Genomic DNA, 13963 nt, shown 5'->3' with positions numbered 1-13963 from the left:
CCTGCGCTCCTCGCTGAGCGTTCATCCCGCCAGCTCGGCAACGGTTGTCAGCACCGGTCCGTTGTCGGTGCGCACCAAAACCCTTTCGGCGCGGACAATTTCGCCCAGCGCGACCCCGCCTGCGGGTAGATCGAGCTGGCAGTCCACCCGGGCAGGCAGCTCGCTCAGGGCGGCGGCAAGCGCAACGAGCACGTCGCGCGGCGGCAGCCGTTCCGCGGTGACGATGAGGTCGAGATCGCTTTCGGCGGTCATCATCACGACCCCGCTGGCGAGGGTGAACCCGACGCTGCCGCAAGGGCCCCACCGCAGCCCGGTCGGCGCCATGATCGCCGCGGCCGCGCGCAGGGCCGCGGCGGCCGGCAGGTCTGGCAGCTGGTCCAACCGCTGCAGAAGCTCTGGCGGCGAGAGTATTTCGAGGATGTCGGCGGCATCGATCACCGTCGGGTGGCGTTGTGACCGCCAGTGACCCCGGATGCCGACCGGTACCAGACCAGGTGGGCAGGTGGCGCGACGCACCACGACCCACGGTGCCGCCGCCAGCGCCGGGCGCACCCAGTCGGGTCCGGTCACCTCCAGCGTCGGCGCGACCCGGATCAGGTCGTGCGGGCGAGGCACCGGGGGGCGGGGCACCTGGGAACCGGACCGGGGCACCTGCCGGCGAGCCGCCCTAGTCATGCCATTGCGCGCTCATCGCGTCACGAACCGCCCTGGACGCCTTGCGGTTTTCCAGCGCTCCGGGCGACTCCAACCGGTTCGACAGGTCCCGCGGACCGCGGCGGGCGGCCTCGACCGCGGCGAGCACGGCAGCGCGCACCGACGTGACGTCGGCGTCGCTCGGGTGGTCGGCATCGGACACGGCCAGCAGCCCGTCGCAGTAGCCGAGCTTGGCCCAGTCTCTGACGTCGTAGCTCATGGGCAGGATGGTCTTGCCGAGCCGGTCCAATTCGTCGACGGTGCGCAGCGTGATCCGCGCCGCCGCGTCCTTGTGCATGGCGTGGATTTCGACGCCAGGATCGTCCAGGGCGAGAATCTGCTGCGCCATCATGCCGTGAGTGATGAAACCGCCCGAAAGTGCCTGGCCGACAATGATTGCCACCACGGGGTGGCCGGCGTTGCGAGCCCGGTGATAGGCGGTGACGGCGGTGGCGATGGCCTGGTGCAGGCCGGCCATCTCCTCGTTGCGGCCGTACGCCTGACTGGGTAGGTCGACGACGGCGATGATGGCGCGCTTGGTGTCAGCGGCGGCGTCCGCGGTGATGATGCCGTCGACTGCGTATGCCAGCGCCCAGGCTTCGGTGAGCCCGACCTCGCCCTTGCGCGCCCGGTAGAACCGGTTGTCCGGGTCGGGTACCACCGCCAGGTACGTCGCGCCGGGGGTGTCAGCGCGGGCGACCGAGGGGATGACGGCCGTCGGCTCGGTGCCCGCGAGCGCGGTGAGCCAGGTGCGGCCGCGGCCGGCGCCGGAGCCGGTGCCAGTGCCAGTGCCAGTGCCGAGAGTGCCTGTCGGCGTGACGGTTTCACCGACCACCTCGTAACGGTCGCCCCAGATGCGGCGCAGATCGGCAGGCGTTGGTGCGTGCTGGGGATCGAGCATGGCCAGCCGCGCGCCGAGGACGTCGATGCGTTCGCTGCGGTGGGTGCCGGGCTCGGGGACGCCGGCCGCGATCGCGGCGGCCACCGCGGCCCGGATGTCGTCGCAGTCGTCGGCCACGACGGTGTCGGCGAGGCCGAGCGCGGCGCGCTGCTCGCCGCCGTCGATGCCCCAGATCAGGGCCCGGTCGGACGAGTCGAATTCGGCGATGCCGCCTTCCTGTTCGATCACGGCGGGGCCGTTGAGCCCGAGACGCGCCTGCTTGGTGACGATCAGTCGCGTGCACAGCGCGGCGGCGATGCTCACGCCACCGAAGCATCCGACCTGACCGGCAACGACCCCGACCACCGGGGCCAGCGGCCGCAAATCCAATAGCGCCGAACCGAGTTCGGCCACGGCGTTCAGTCCGAGGTTGGCTTCCTGCAGGCGCACGCCGCCGGTCTCGAGCAGCAGCACGGCCGCCGTCGGGGTACCTGCCCGGGTGGTCTCGGCCGCCAACCGGAGCGCCTGGGTGATCTTGGCGCCGGACACCTCACCGGCCCCGCCGCCCTGGAAGCCCTGCTCGACGGACGCCACCACCACGGCGTGTCCGTCGATGGCCCCGCGCGCGATGAGGACACCGTCGTCGGCCTGCGGCACGATGCCCTGCGGTTCCAGCCAGGGCGATTCGAGCCGGTCGAACGGCCCGCACAGCACTCGAATCGTGCCCGGATCGAGCAGTGCCTCGGCGCGGACCAGTGCGCTGCCCTCGATGAAGCTGCGGCGCTGCAGGATTCGCTGCCAGGACTCCTGCGGCTCGGCGGTCTGAGTGGCGGTCACTGGGCCGCCTCCTCGGCAGCCTGGCGCAGGCGCAGCGTGACCACAGCGGGCGTGGCGCCGAAATCGTTTAGCTCCCAACGACCCCCGAGCGGGGTGTGCGAGAAGAACCGCTCCAAGGTGGCCTGCCACACGGTGTCGAAACCATCGACGCTGGTGCGCACCCGCACGTCGGCGACATTGGCGTCCGACGACTCATCGAGCAGGATTTCCAGGTCCCCGGACGCGACGACGCCGACATGTGTCCTGCGCGGCGTGCGCGAGGCCGGGAACTGATACGTCAGGGTCTGCATGGCAGTCCTTCCGGTGGGTCGGGGAACATCGCGTCGAGAAAGAGCACGGCCGCCAGCAGATCCGCGCTGCCACCCATGGACAGATGCCGGCGCTCGGCCTCGGCGCAGAACCGGTCAAGGCCGGCGCGGCCCGCCGCGGTGAGGTGCCCGCCGCTGCGCAGAACCTGTGCCGCGCAACGTTGTACGAAGGCAAGGCCGTCGCGGCCACCACGGTGTAGCACGCAGGTGTCATCGAGGCTCGCCATGATCGCCATCAGGGCGTCCAGCGCCGCCGAGTCGGCGTTGCCGCCACGCACGCGGGTCGCACGCAAGGCGGGTAGGCCGTGGTACACGACATGGGGAAAACCTCCGCATGCCTCGGCGACCGCTCCCCCGGCGCCGTATCGCACGCGGGCCCGCTGCCCGTGCGACAGCGGCGCCGTCACCCCGGCCGGGTCCGGGATCGCCGCCAACTGCGCCGCGAAACCGGCTGCGGCATCGACACTTTCGGCCACGGCAACACCGGCAGCGAGCAAACCTAGCGCCCACAACGCACCCCGATGGGTGTTCACCCGGCCCGTCGCCGCCAGCATCCGCTGCTCGCCGTCACGCCCGATGATGCCGATCTCGGCGCGCAACACCGGCCCCAGCGCGAGAGACCGGGCCGCTTCGGCACAGTCGCGCAACGGTTTCCGTAACGCCTCGGCGGATGCGGCGAGCAGCGGCAGACTCATGTCAGGGTGGGTGGCGTTCCCCCGGCCGTCCACCAGGCCCGGTTTAGGCGTGAGATACGCCTCGGCGAGCAAGGCAGCGACCGCCGCATCGGCGATCTGATCGAGGCGGGGCGGCTGCTCCCGGGGCGGCAGCCGGAGCGGCTGCTCCCGGGGCGGCTGCTGCGCGAGCGACTGTTGCCGGAGGGCTGTCGGCATCTCGACTACCAATCCCGGAACTGCGCCGGCGGGTCGTACAGACCACCCGACCAGGCCACCAGGTCCTCGATGCTGCGGGCGGCAAGCAGTGACCGATCCGCCAGTCGCACATCGACTTTCAGGTCCTCCGGGAAGGCCAGCAGCCCGTCGGCGCGCAGTTGCTCGGTCTGCCGCGCATCGGCTTTCAGCCCCACGGGCGTCACGCCCGCGATGGCGGCCAGCGCGGCCCGCCGGTCCGCCAGCGAATGCGCCTTGTAGAGGTAGGCCACGCCTTCCTCGGTGACCACGTGGGAGACGTCGTCGCCGTAGATCATCACCGGGGCGATCGGCAGCCCGGCCTGCTTGCCGACCTCGACCGCGTCGAGCGATTCGACGAATGTCGGCGTGCCCGCGTGCTGCCAGGTCTGCGCCATCTGCACCACGATCTTGCGACCGCGCATGATGTCGCCCTCCCCGTGGGCCAGGCTCAGCCACGGCGGCGAGCAGTGCCGGCGGCCGCCCGGGTCGTGCCCGAAGTTCGGGGCACCACCGAATCCGGCGAGCCGTCCTTCCGTCACGGTCGACGAGTTGCCGTTGCCGTCGATCTGCAGCGTCGACCCGATGAACATGTCGATGCCGTACAGGCCACCGATCTGGGACAGGAAGCGGTTGGACCGCAACGTCCCGTCGCGGCCGGTGAAGTAGATGTCGGAGCGCGCGGTGACGTACCGCTCCATGCCGAGCTCGCCGCCGGGACTGTGAATCGACTCCACCCAGCCGGACTCGATCGCGGGGATGAGCTTGGGATGCGGATTCAGAATCCAGTTCCTGGCGATCTTGCCCTTGAGCCCCAGCCGCTCACCGTACGTCGGCAGGATCAATTCGATTGCCGCCGTGTCGAATCCGACGCCGTGGTTGAGTGAGGTGACCTGGTGGCGCTCGTAGATCCCGCGGATGGCGTTCATGGCCTTGAGGATTTCCACCGGCCCGAGATGCCGCGGATCGCGGGTGAACAATGGCTTGATGTCGAACGGCCGGTCTGCCTGCACCACCAGGTCCACCCAGTCGCCCGGAATGTCGACGCGGGGTAGCTCACCGACATCGACGATCGTGTCGGCCTGGACGATCACCAGCCCGTCGCTGAACGCGGCCGCCTCGGCGATGGTCGGGGTGTCCTCGGTGTTCGGTCCGGTGAACAGGTTGCCGTCCCGGTCGGCGGCTTTGGCGCACAGCAGCGCGACATTGGGAATCAGATCGAGCACCATGCGCGCATACAGCTCGACGTAGGTGTGGATGGCGCCGATCTGCACCGTCCCGTCGTCGACCATCTGCGCGATGCGCACACTCTGCGGGCCGGCGTACGCCAGATCGAGCTTGGTCGCGATGCCCTGCTCGAACAGGTCGAGGTGCTCGGACCGCGACACCGACGAGATCAGCATGTGCAGGCCATTGAGCTTGCCAGGGTCGCACTGAGCCAGGGTGCGGGACAGGAAGTCGGCCTGCTTCTGGTTGTCGCCTTCCAATGCGACCTTGTCCCCGGGCCGCAGCGCGGCTTCGAAAACGTCGCGCAGCCGGCTCGGATCGATCACCTTGCCGTCGACGTGATCGCGCACCGCCGCCAGCCGGTCCTCCTTCGCCGTGCGGCGCCGGGCCCAGCCCACGGCGCTCACCCGACTACCATCCGCGTTTGCTGAAACATCGAGTCCCCCGGCTTTCTCGGTGGTGAGCGCGTCCAGTTATACCGCCAAAAGGCCGGGGCCGTGGCCAGATCGCGAAGAGTTCACCCGGTCAAAGCACAGCGTCGGCGACCGGTGGCAGATAACTGATCGCATCTCCGCCATCGCGTTTCGCAACGAACATGGCCTCGTCGGCGCGGCCGACCAACATCGCCAGCAGGTCGCAACGATCGCCGCGCGCATCGGTGAACATCTCCACGGGAACACCTGTGATGCCGATGCTCGCCGTGACCGGGACCCGGTCGTCCTGCCCCGACAACGTGACCCTGATCCGGTCAGCCACGGCCACCCAATCCTGCGGACCGACGATGTCGACAACGACGAACTCCTCGCCGCCGACCCGCGCCACCAGGGCGCCGCCGTGTACGACGGACTCCAACCGCCGCGCGCATCGCACCAGCACCTCGTCACCGACAGCATGTCCGAAGCGATCGTTGACGTCTTTGAACCGGTCCAGATCGATGACGATGACCACGACATCCGCGTCCCGCCTGCGGTGGCCGCGCAACAGGTCGTCGATGTGCAGATTGAGGCCGCGCCGGTTGAGCAGCCCGGTCAAGGGATCATTCGCCGCTTCGTTGGCTTCGTTGCGCAGTGCCCAGATACCAAAGTGCGCGGCAATCGGCGCTACCGCCAGCGCCCCACCGGACAACAGCTTCGCCAACGCGAGCACGGGATCGCCGCCGCTGGCGACGGCGATCTCGAGAGACATCGCCGCGATTGATGCCACCGCCCAGGTGGTGTGCACCGCAAGGATTTTCGGTCCGTCGAAAAAGATGATGTAGAACGAGACCAGGATCAGGGCGCTCAGACCGAACATGCCGGACAGCACCCTCTGATTGAGCAGGGCAACCACGGTGACGCCGATGTCGACGTTGATGATGAACGCGAGCGACAAGCGGTACGACGGCCACGGTCGCAGCCACCACGTCCAGGCCCAGGCGAACATGGTGACGAGGAAAACGGTCGACACGACTCGGACCGTGGCACCAGCGGGTTGGACTGCGGAGAACTGGCCGATCAAGATGATCAGACCCACCATGCCCGCGCCGAGCCCGACGAGTAGCTGGATCAGCCCGGTCAGTGACCGCTTGGCGAAGTACTCGACCTGCGCCTGGTAGTCGGTCGGAGTGCGCCACCATTCGCGGACCATCCGGGCGGTCGCATGACGCGCGTCAGCATCCAGCAACAACCTACGGCCCTCACAGCGAATAGCGTCGACCCCGAACCACCAGCGACTGCCTACAGCAAATGTCCAGCAACGTGTACACATGCGGTTGACCAGCAATTTCCCATGCTAAAGCACGGGTGTGGATCGCGCCAGCGAACCGGCGGGATCGAGCTGTCCAGGGCAGCCGCGCTGACCTGAACACCTATTCGACGGTGACCGATTTCGCCAGGTTACGGGGCTTGTCCACGTCATACCCGCGCTCGCGGGCGACCGACGCGGCGAACACCTGCAGCGGGATGGTGGACAGCAACGGCTGGTACAGCGTCGAGGTCGACGGCAACTCGAAGATGTAGTCCGCGTACGGCCGCACCGTCTCGTCGCCTTCCTCGGCGATGACGATGGTGACCGCGCCGCGGGCCTGAATCTCGCGGATGTTGCTCAGCAGCTTGGCGTGCAGCATCGACGAACCCTTGGGCGACGGCATCACCACGATCACCGGCAGATCGTCGTCGATCAGCGCGATGGGTCCGTGCTTGAGCTCACCGGCCGCGAAGCCCTCGGCGTGCATGTACGCCAGTTCCTTGAGCTTGAGCGCACCCTCGAGCGCCACCGGGTAGCCGACGTGCCGACCCAGGAACAGCACCGTCGGCGACTGCGCGAACTGCCGGCCCAGATCGGCGATCGGGTCCAGCCGCTCGAGCACCTGCTCGACCAACGCCGGCATGGCCTCCAGCTCGCGGTATTCGCGGGCAACTTCATCGGGGTACTTGGTGCCCCGGGCCTGCGCCAGCGCCAGGCCGACCAGGTAGTTCGCGGCCACCTGGGCCAGGAACGTCTTGGTGGCAGCGACGCCGATCTCCGGCCCGGCCCGGGTGTAGAGGACGGCGTCGGCCTCGCGCGGAATCTGCGAGCCGTTGGTGTTGCAGATGGCCAGCACCTTGGCCTTCTGGCCCTTGGCGTGCCGGACGGCCTCCAGGGTGTCGGCCGTCTCGCCGGACTGCGAGATGGCGATCACCAGCGTGCTGCGGTCCAGCACCGGGTCGCGGTAGCGGAACTCGCTGGCGAGCTCGACCTCGACCGGCAGCCGGGTCCAGTGCTCGATGGCGTACTTGGCCAACAGGCCCGAGTGGTAGGCGGTGCCGCAGGCGACGATGAAGACCTTGTCGACGTCGCGCAGCTCCTGGTCGGAGAGCCGCTGCTCGTCGAGCACGATCTTGCCGTCGACGAAGTGGCCCAGCAGCGTGTCGGAGACGGCCGAAGGCTGCTCGGCGATCTCCTTGTACATGAAGTAGTCGTAGCCACCCTTCTCGGCGGCCGACAGGTCCCAATCGATGTGGAACGGACGGGCCCGGTCGGACGCGTCGTTGCCGTCGAAATCCAGGACCTGGTAGCCGTCGGCGGTGATCACCACGGCCTGGTCCTGCCCGAGCTCGACGGCCTCACGGGTGTACTCGATGAAGGCCGCGACATCGGAGCCGATGAACATCTCGCCGTCGCCGACGCCCACCACCAGCGGAGTGGACCGGCGGGCCGCGACGATGGTGCCCGGCTCGTCGGCGTTGGTGAACACCAGCGTGAAGTGGCCCTCGAGCCGGCGCAGCACCGCGAGCACCGATGCGACGAAGTCTCCGGCCGTCGGCCCGTGCCGGTAGGCCTGCGCCACCAGGTGGACGGCCACCTCGGAGTCGGTGTCGCTCTGGAACTCGACGCCGGCGGCTTCCAGCTCGGCACGGAGACCGGCGAAGTTCTCGATGATGCCGTTGTGGACCACTGCGAGCTTGCCGCTGGCATCACTGTGCGGATGCGCGTTGCGGTCGGTCGGACGGCCGTGGGTGGCCCAGCGGGTATGGCCGACACCCGTGGTGCCCTCGAGCTCGGCGGCGTCGGTCTGCGCCAGCGCCTCTTCCAGATTGGCCAGTCGGCCGGCGCGCCGCCGGATGGTCAGACCCCCATGGCCATCGGCCAGCGCGACACCAGAAGAGTCGTAGCCGCGGTATTCCATCCGTCGCAGCGCGTCGACCACGATGTCGCGGGCCGGCCGTTGCCCGACATAGCCGACGATTCCACACATGGTTATCCAGGGTAGTGCAGCCGTCGGGGCCACGGACTGCGCAACCATTGCGCGCATTGCGCAACTACTGCGCTAACGTCATCGGGTGGCCAAGACGAAGCAGCTCTTCGGTGCCCTCTCCCGCCGCGGACCGCACCGCGTTCTGCGTGGTGACCTGGGTTTTGCCGGCCTGCCGGGCACTGTCTACACCCCGGAGTCCGGGCTGAATCTGCCCGGCGTGGCGTTCGGCCACGACTGGTTGCAGGGTGTCGCACGTTACAACGGCACGCTCGAGCATCTGGCGTCCTGGGGCATCGTCGCCGCCGCACCGAACACCGAGACCGGTATCGCGCCGTCGGTACTGAACCTGTCCTTCGACCTGGGCACCACCCTCGACATCATCACCGGGGTCCGGCTGGGCCCCGGAAAGATCAGCGTGCACCCGACCAAGCTGGGGCTCGTCGGGCACGGCTTCGGCGCTTCTGCCGCGGTCTTCACCGCCGCCGGACTCGGCTCGGCCAACCCACTGAAGGCCGTCGCCGCGGTGTTCCCGACCGCCAGTAAGCCCGACGCCGATCAGCCGGCCGCCGGCCTGCGCGTCCCCGGCCTGATCCTGAACGCACCGGGTGCGGAGCTGACCATCCAGTCCAACGCCACCGAGCTGGCCGCCGCGTGGCGGACGGCGACGGTGCGCACCGTCGCCAAGGCAGAACCGCATGGGCTGGCCGAGGGCTTCCGGTTGACCAAGCTGCTCGGCATGCCGGGGCAGCATCGCCGCACCCAGAAGACCGTGCGCGCGCTGTTGACCGGCTACCTGCTGTTCCAGCTGACGGGCGACAAGACGTACAAGGATTTCGCCGACGCCGACGTGGTGCTGCCGAAGACCGTCGCGGCCGATCCCGCCGCCGAGATCCCGCCGCTGGAAGACAAGGTCGTCGCCCTGCTGAAGGGCTAATCTGCCTACGTGCTCTTGACCTGGCCCTTAGCCGGTCGCGCGGAGGAGATGAGCGTCATCCGAGCCGCGCTGTCGGCGCCTGAGGTCTCCGGGATTCTCCTGTGCGGGGCAGCAGGTGTGGGCAAGAGCCGCATCGCCCGCCAAGCGTTGGCGACGGCCGAAACCCACGGGCACGAATCCCGTTGGGTCGTGGGCACCTCGGCCGCCCAGACCATCCCGCTGGGCGCCTTCACCGCGTGGGCCACGCCCGGCGTGACCGACACCATCCAGTTGGTGCGCGGGGTGATCGACGCACTCACCACGTCGTCGGCGCGGCCCGTGCTGCTGGGTGTCGACGACGTGCAACTGCTCGACGAACTGTCGATCTTCGTCGTGCATCAGGTGGTCCAGCGCGGCGCGGCGAAAGTCCTTCTCACCGTCCGCGACGAGCCGAGTTCGGCCGCGCTGCAAGAGATGCTGAAAGCCGGCCAGTTCGCCCGCCTCGACATCCAGCCGCTGACGCTGGACAAGACGACCGCCCTGCTGTCCATGACGCTCGGCGGGTTGATCGATTCCCATGCCGCCCGCCGGCTGTGGACCTTGACCCAGGGCAACGCCCTCTATCTGCGCAACATCGTCGAGCGGGAGATCGCCGATGGCCGGTTGGTCCGGCAGCACGGGCTCTGGCAGTGGAACGGCGATCCGGTCATGCCACCGAGCCTCATCGAGCTGATCGAGTCCCGCATCGGTGCCCTGCCGCCGGCGATCGGCGATGTGGTCGACACCCTGGCGGTCGGCGAGCCGATCAGACTGGCTGCGCTGCAGCGGATTACCAGCGCGGCGGCAGTCGAAGACGCGGAAACCCGCGGCCTGGTCACCCTCGAACCCGCGGCAGGCGGTATGGAGGTGCGGGTGGCCCACCCGCTCTACGGCGAGGTGCGGCGACGGCGCGCCCCAACGACCCGGCTGCGGCGACTGCGCGGGCTGGTCGCCACCGAGCTGGCCACGGCCGACGACCGCGACGACATCCGGGTCGTGGTCCGGCGGGCGACGCTGAGCCTGGACTCCGACCTGCCGCCCGACTGCGAGCTGCTGGTGCGGGCAGCGCACGGCGCGGTGTGGCTGGCAGACCTGCACCTCGCCGAGCGACTGGCAGCCGCCGCCGGACAGGCCGGGGCGGGGCCACAGCCGAATTTCATTCGGGCACACGCCTTGTCGTGGCTGGGCCGCGGCGACGACGCCGACGAAGTCCTCAGCGCCATCGATACCGAGACCCTGACCGATGCCGAACGGGGCCGCCTCGCCTTCCTGCGGGCCAGCAACCTGCTGTGGGCGCTGGGCTCCCCTACCCGGGCCCTTCAGGTCATCGAGGACGCGTCCGGATCCGACGCACCGGAGGCCCGCAGCTATCTCGACGCCTTCCGCACGGTGCACGCATTCGCGACCGACGATCCGGCCGCGGCAGAGCGATACGCCGAACACCTTGCCCTCGAACAACTTCCACCGGTGGTCGGCACCGAGATGGCGTGGGTGCAGACCACCGTATCGGCGGACGCCGGGCGTACCACCGCAGCCGTCACCGCCGCCGAAACGGGCTACTCCGTCGCCGACCGCGCGTTCGACGCACCGCACATGCGGTTCAACATCGCCGATTCGCATGTCACCGCACTGGTGCTCGCCGGCCACCTCCACGACGCCCTCGCCGTCGCCGAACGCGTGCGCGACCAGGCCGCCAACCTGCCGGGTACCGCACAACTGCTCGGTACCGCGGTGGCCGGTCGCGCCGCGCTGGCCGCGGGCCACCTCCCGACTGCCGGCCTGTTGCTGGAACAGTCGACCGCGGGACTGGCCAGCGCCGGCTACGGCACCGGCTGGGGCTACCGGTACCAGATCAGCTACGCGACAGCGCTCGCCATGCGCGGCACCACCACCGAGGCGGCCGCCATCCTGGCCGACCTCGAGAAGGTGCCCCGCACCTTCCGCCCGCTGGACTACGAACGCAGCATCGCGCAGGCCTGGGTGGCCGCCGGTCAGGGCGCCGTCAGCACGGCCGTCACGCTGCTGCGCGCCGCGGCCGAAAGAGCCGGCGCCAAAGGACAATTCGCCGCCGAGGTGGCCTGCCTGCAGACCGCGGCCCAGTTCGGGGACCGGTCGGGCAGGGCTCGACTGAACGCGCTCGAACCACGTGTCGAGGGACCGCGCGTCGGCCTGGCGGCTCGCCTCGCCACGGCTCTGCACACCGCCCACGGCGATGAGTTAGCTGCGCTGTCAACGGAATTCGAGCGATTGGGCGATCTGGTCGCCGCGGTCGACTGTGCCGCGCACGCCGCCAACGTCTACCGCGGTCAGGACCGGCGCGGCTCGGCCCTGACCTGCTCAGCACGCGCCGCCGCGCTCGCCGAGCAGTGCGGCGGCGTCGTCAGCCCCGCGCTGCGCCTGTCGACCGAAGACGTGCCACTGACCAACCGCGAGCGCGAGATTGCGATGTTGATCGCCGAGGGGCTGACCAACCAGGCGATCGCCGAGCGGTTGACGCTGTCGGTGCGCACGGTGGAGAGCCATATCCATCGAGCCATGGCCAAGACCGGGACGGCCGACCGCTTCGAGCTCGCCGGCCTCATCCCCGCCGAACCGCTTCCTGACGACGGCGGAATCACGGGGCTGCGACGCGCAAGTCGCACGGTCGAGCAGGGTCTGTACGAGGAATGCCGAGCCGCCGGCGTATCTCGGCCCCGCCACCCCTCACTCACCGACCTGAGGAAGCTCGTCAGCCGCGATCTGACAGGGCGTCTTTGTCGACGGATTCTCCTGTTGGACAACAGATTCTGTTGGCACGGTGGGCGGCGGCGGCACGGGTTCGGGTGCGGGCGGCACGGGTGCCACGGGAGCCGGCTCCACAACCGCCGGCTCATCGGGTTCGGGAGCCGCGTCCTCGGCGCTCGCGGGCTCGTCGTCGCGTTCGTCTTTCTCGTCTTCTTCGTCTTCCGCGTCGGCCTCGTCATCGGGCTCTTCGGAATCGTCGGGATCCTCGGGGTCGGCGGATTCGTCCATCTCATCCCGCCCGAGGTCATCGCCGAGCCCGCCGAGCCCGCCGAGCTCCGACGCGTCCGGCACCAGACCGGCCACCGAACCCAGCGCTCCCCCAAGCGCATCGGCCAGCTGCTGCCCGAAACCGCTGACGCTGGAACCCAATCCGAAGTCAGCGGGCAGACCGGCGGTCGGCGGAGTCGCCGCTGATGCTCCGAGCCCCGGTGCCGGTGCGGGCGCGGCCATCGGTGCGGGCGCGGCCATGGGTTCGGCCAGCACCGCCCCCATCGCCGGCGCCTGCGGCACCCAACTCGCCGCGGTGCCCAGCGCCGCTTGTGGTGCCGCCGCCTGAAACGCCGGTATGGGCGACGACACGGATGGCAGTGGGGCCGCCCGTTCGGGCGCCGGCACGACGGGCACCGCAAACGACACCGCCGCCGGGGTGAGCGCGGCGATCGCCGAATCATAGGCTGCCGCAACGGCATCGGAGGCGCGCAGCAGTGCGGGCAGCAGCTCCCCGTCGACCACCCGGAGCACGAAGGGTTTCACCTGCTGATCGACGATCTCACTGGCAGCCGCGGCATCACCGACCCCGGCCAAGACCGCGCGGGAGGCCGCACTCCACGCGTCGCGATGCCCGGCGGCCTGCGCGTCGGCCCGCACCACGGCATCGACCTTGGCGTCGACGGCGCGCCACAATTCGTCCCGCAGTATCGTCAGCGCCTGCGCGCCGCGCTGCAGGTGCGCGACCACGTCCTCGGCCGCGACTGTCATGGCGCGCAGAAATCCGGCGGCCGCGTCGCCGCCCGTACCCGACCACTGGGCCGTCAGCTCCCGATACCCGTTGCCCTGCAACCGTAATGCGTCCTGCGCGGCCAGCGCGGCAGCGTCAAGGGCACGGGCATCGGCGGCCAGCGCGGCGAGGTCCAGACCGCTCTCGGCGCGATACAGCTCCGCCGGCGAAACCTCAGACGGCAGGCCCAGAACCCGGCTCGCCTGCAGGTAATCTTCCAGCGCCGCCAACGCCGGCTCACCCTCAGCAAGTCGCCCGGCGACATCGAACGCCATCATCACGCCAACCGGCCCGCGAGGTCGGCGTCGACATCCAGGTATCGGCCTGACGAAACCCGGAGTGCTACCGCGGCTTCCGCCGATGCGGAGGCCCAGGCGCGAACCTGCTCAGCCGACTGGTCCAGCGCGGCGCGCAAGGCGGCGGCCCGCGCAACGTGATCGCGTCCCCCGCAGAACCCGTCGAAGTACCACCGCAGCAGCGGCGCCACCCCGGTACCGAGGGCATCGGCGACCGATTCACAGCGCTGCGCGACGTCCCGCACAGCCGAAGGGTCCATCCGAGCGACGTCACTTTCTCCCATGCCTTGCTATGACGCATGGCACGGCCGTTCGGTTCCACCCGATGGAAAAGAATCTGCGCCGACTGGCCGAAAGGTGCCTCACCGA

General features: G+C 69.6%; 11 protein-coding genes. 3 read left to right on the top strand and 8 right to left on the bottom strand.

The window, feature by feature from the left end; translation table 11 throughout:
* Positions 1 to 21 precede the first annotated feature (21 nt).
* From EB75_RS22920 to glmS, 7 genes are all read right to left on the bottom strand, one after another.
* Positions 22 to 615 (bottom strand): malonate decarboxylase holo-ACP synthase, encoded by a 594-nt coding sequence (locus tag EB75_RS22920; RefSeq protein WP_073697562.1) that lies wholly within the window; start codon positions 613 to 615, stop codon positions 22 to 24.
* Positions 616 to 667: 52 nt separating this feature from the next.
* Positions 668 to 2410: a biotin-independent malonate decarboxylase subunit beta gene (gene mdcD, locus EB75_RS22915; protein ID WP_073697561.1), complete on the bottom strand. Its 1743-nt coding sequence runs from the start codon at positions 2408 to 2410 to the stop codon at positions 668 to 670.
* The gene (gene mdcC, locus EB75_RS22910) at positions 2407 to 2700 is read right to left on the bottom strand and encodes a malonate decarboxylase acyl carrier protein (protein ID WP_073697560.1); all 294 of its coding nucleotides are present in this window, start codon (positions 2698 to 2700) and stop codon (positions 2407 to 2409) included. The genes mdcD and mdcC overlap by 4 nt, the downstream gene beginning before the upstream one ends.
* The gene (locus EB75_RS22905; RefSeq protein ID WP_083612517.1) at positions 2688 to 3608 is read right to left on the bottom strand and encodes a triphosphoribosyl-dephospho-CoA synthase; all 921 of its coding nucleotides are present in this window, start codon (positions 3606 to 3608) and stop codon (positions 2688 to 2690) included. The genes mdcC and EB75_RS22905 overlap by 13 nt, the downstream gene beginning before the upstream one ends.
* Positions 3609 to 3613: 5 nt before the next feature.
* Positions 3614 to 5257, bottom strand: coding sequence for a malonate decarboxylase subunit alpha (gene mdcA / locus EB75_RS22900; RefSeq protein WP_073697559.1), 1644 nt, complete (start codon positions 5255 to 5257; stop codon positions 3614 to 3616).
* Positions 5258 to 5375: 118 nt separating this feature from the next.
* Positions 5376 to 6515 carry a GGDEF domain-containing protein gene (locus EB75_RS22895; RefSeq protein WP_168176104.1) on the bottom strand — a complete coding sequence of 380 codons (1140 nt, stop codon included), beginning with the start codon at positions 6513 to 6515 and terminating at the stop codon, positions 5376 to 5378.
* Positions 6516 to 6696: 181 nt separating this feature from the next.
* On the bottom strand, positions 6697 to 8565 hold the full coding sequence (gene glmS / locus EB75_RS22890) for a glutamine--fructose-6-phosphate transaminase (isomerizing) (protein ID WP_073697557.1): 1869 nt from the start codon (positions 8563 to 8565) through the stop codon (positions 6697 to 6699).
* An 85-nt stretch (positions 8566 to 8650) separates the two neighbouring features.
* Between glmS and EB75_RS22885 the strand changes: the two genes are divergently transcribed.
* From EB75_RS22885 to EB75_RS28550, 3 genes are all read left to right on the top strand, one after another.
* Positions 8651 to 9499, top strand: a complete 849-nt coding sequence (locus EB75_RS22885) for a dienelactone hydrolase family protein (protein WP_073697556.1) — start codon at positions 8651 to 8653, stop codon at positions 9497 to 9499.
* 48 nt (positions 9500 to 9547) lie between these two features.
* Positions 9548 to 12715 carry a helix-turn-helix transcriptional regulator gene (locus EB75_RS22880; protein ID WP_217267724.1) on the top strand — a complete coding sequence of 1056 codons (3168 nt, stop codon included), beginning with the start codon at positions 9548 to 9550 and terminating at the stop codon, positions 12713 to 12715.
* Positions 12716 to 12838: 123 nt separating this feature from the next.
* On the top strand, positions 12839 to 13366 hold the full coding sequence (locus EB75_RS28550) for a hypothetical protein (RefSeq protein ID WP_083612514.1): 528 nt from the start codon (positions 12839 to 12841) through the stop codon (positions 13364 to 13366).
* Between the two features lie 209 nt (positions 13367 to 13575).
* On the opposite strand, the gene EB75_RS22870 is transcribed toward EB75_RS28550, so the two are convergent.
* Positions 13576 to 13854 (bottom strand): type VII secretion target, encoded by a 279-nt coding sequence (locus EB75_RS22870; protein WP_168176103.1) that lies wholly within the window; start codon positions 13852 to 13854, stop codon positions 13576 to 13578.
* Positions 13855 to 13963: the final 109 nt, after the last annotated feature.

This window comes from Mycobacterium sp. ST-F2 (assembly GCF_001905655.1).
Classification (GTDB): domain Bacteria; phylum Actinomycetota; class Actinomycetes; order Mycobacteriales; family Mycobacteriaceae; genus Mycobacterium.
The sequence above is the reverse complement of the archived record's forward strand: the minus strand, read 5'-3'. Positions and strand labels throughout refer to the sequence as shown.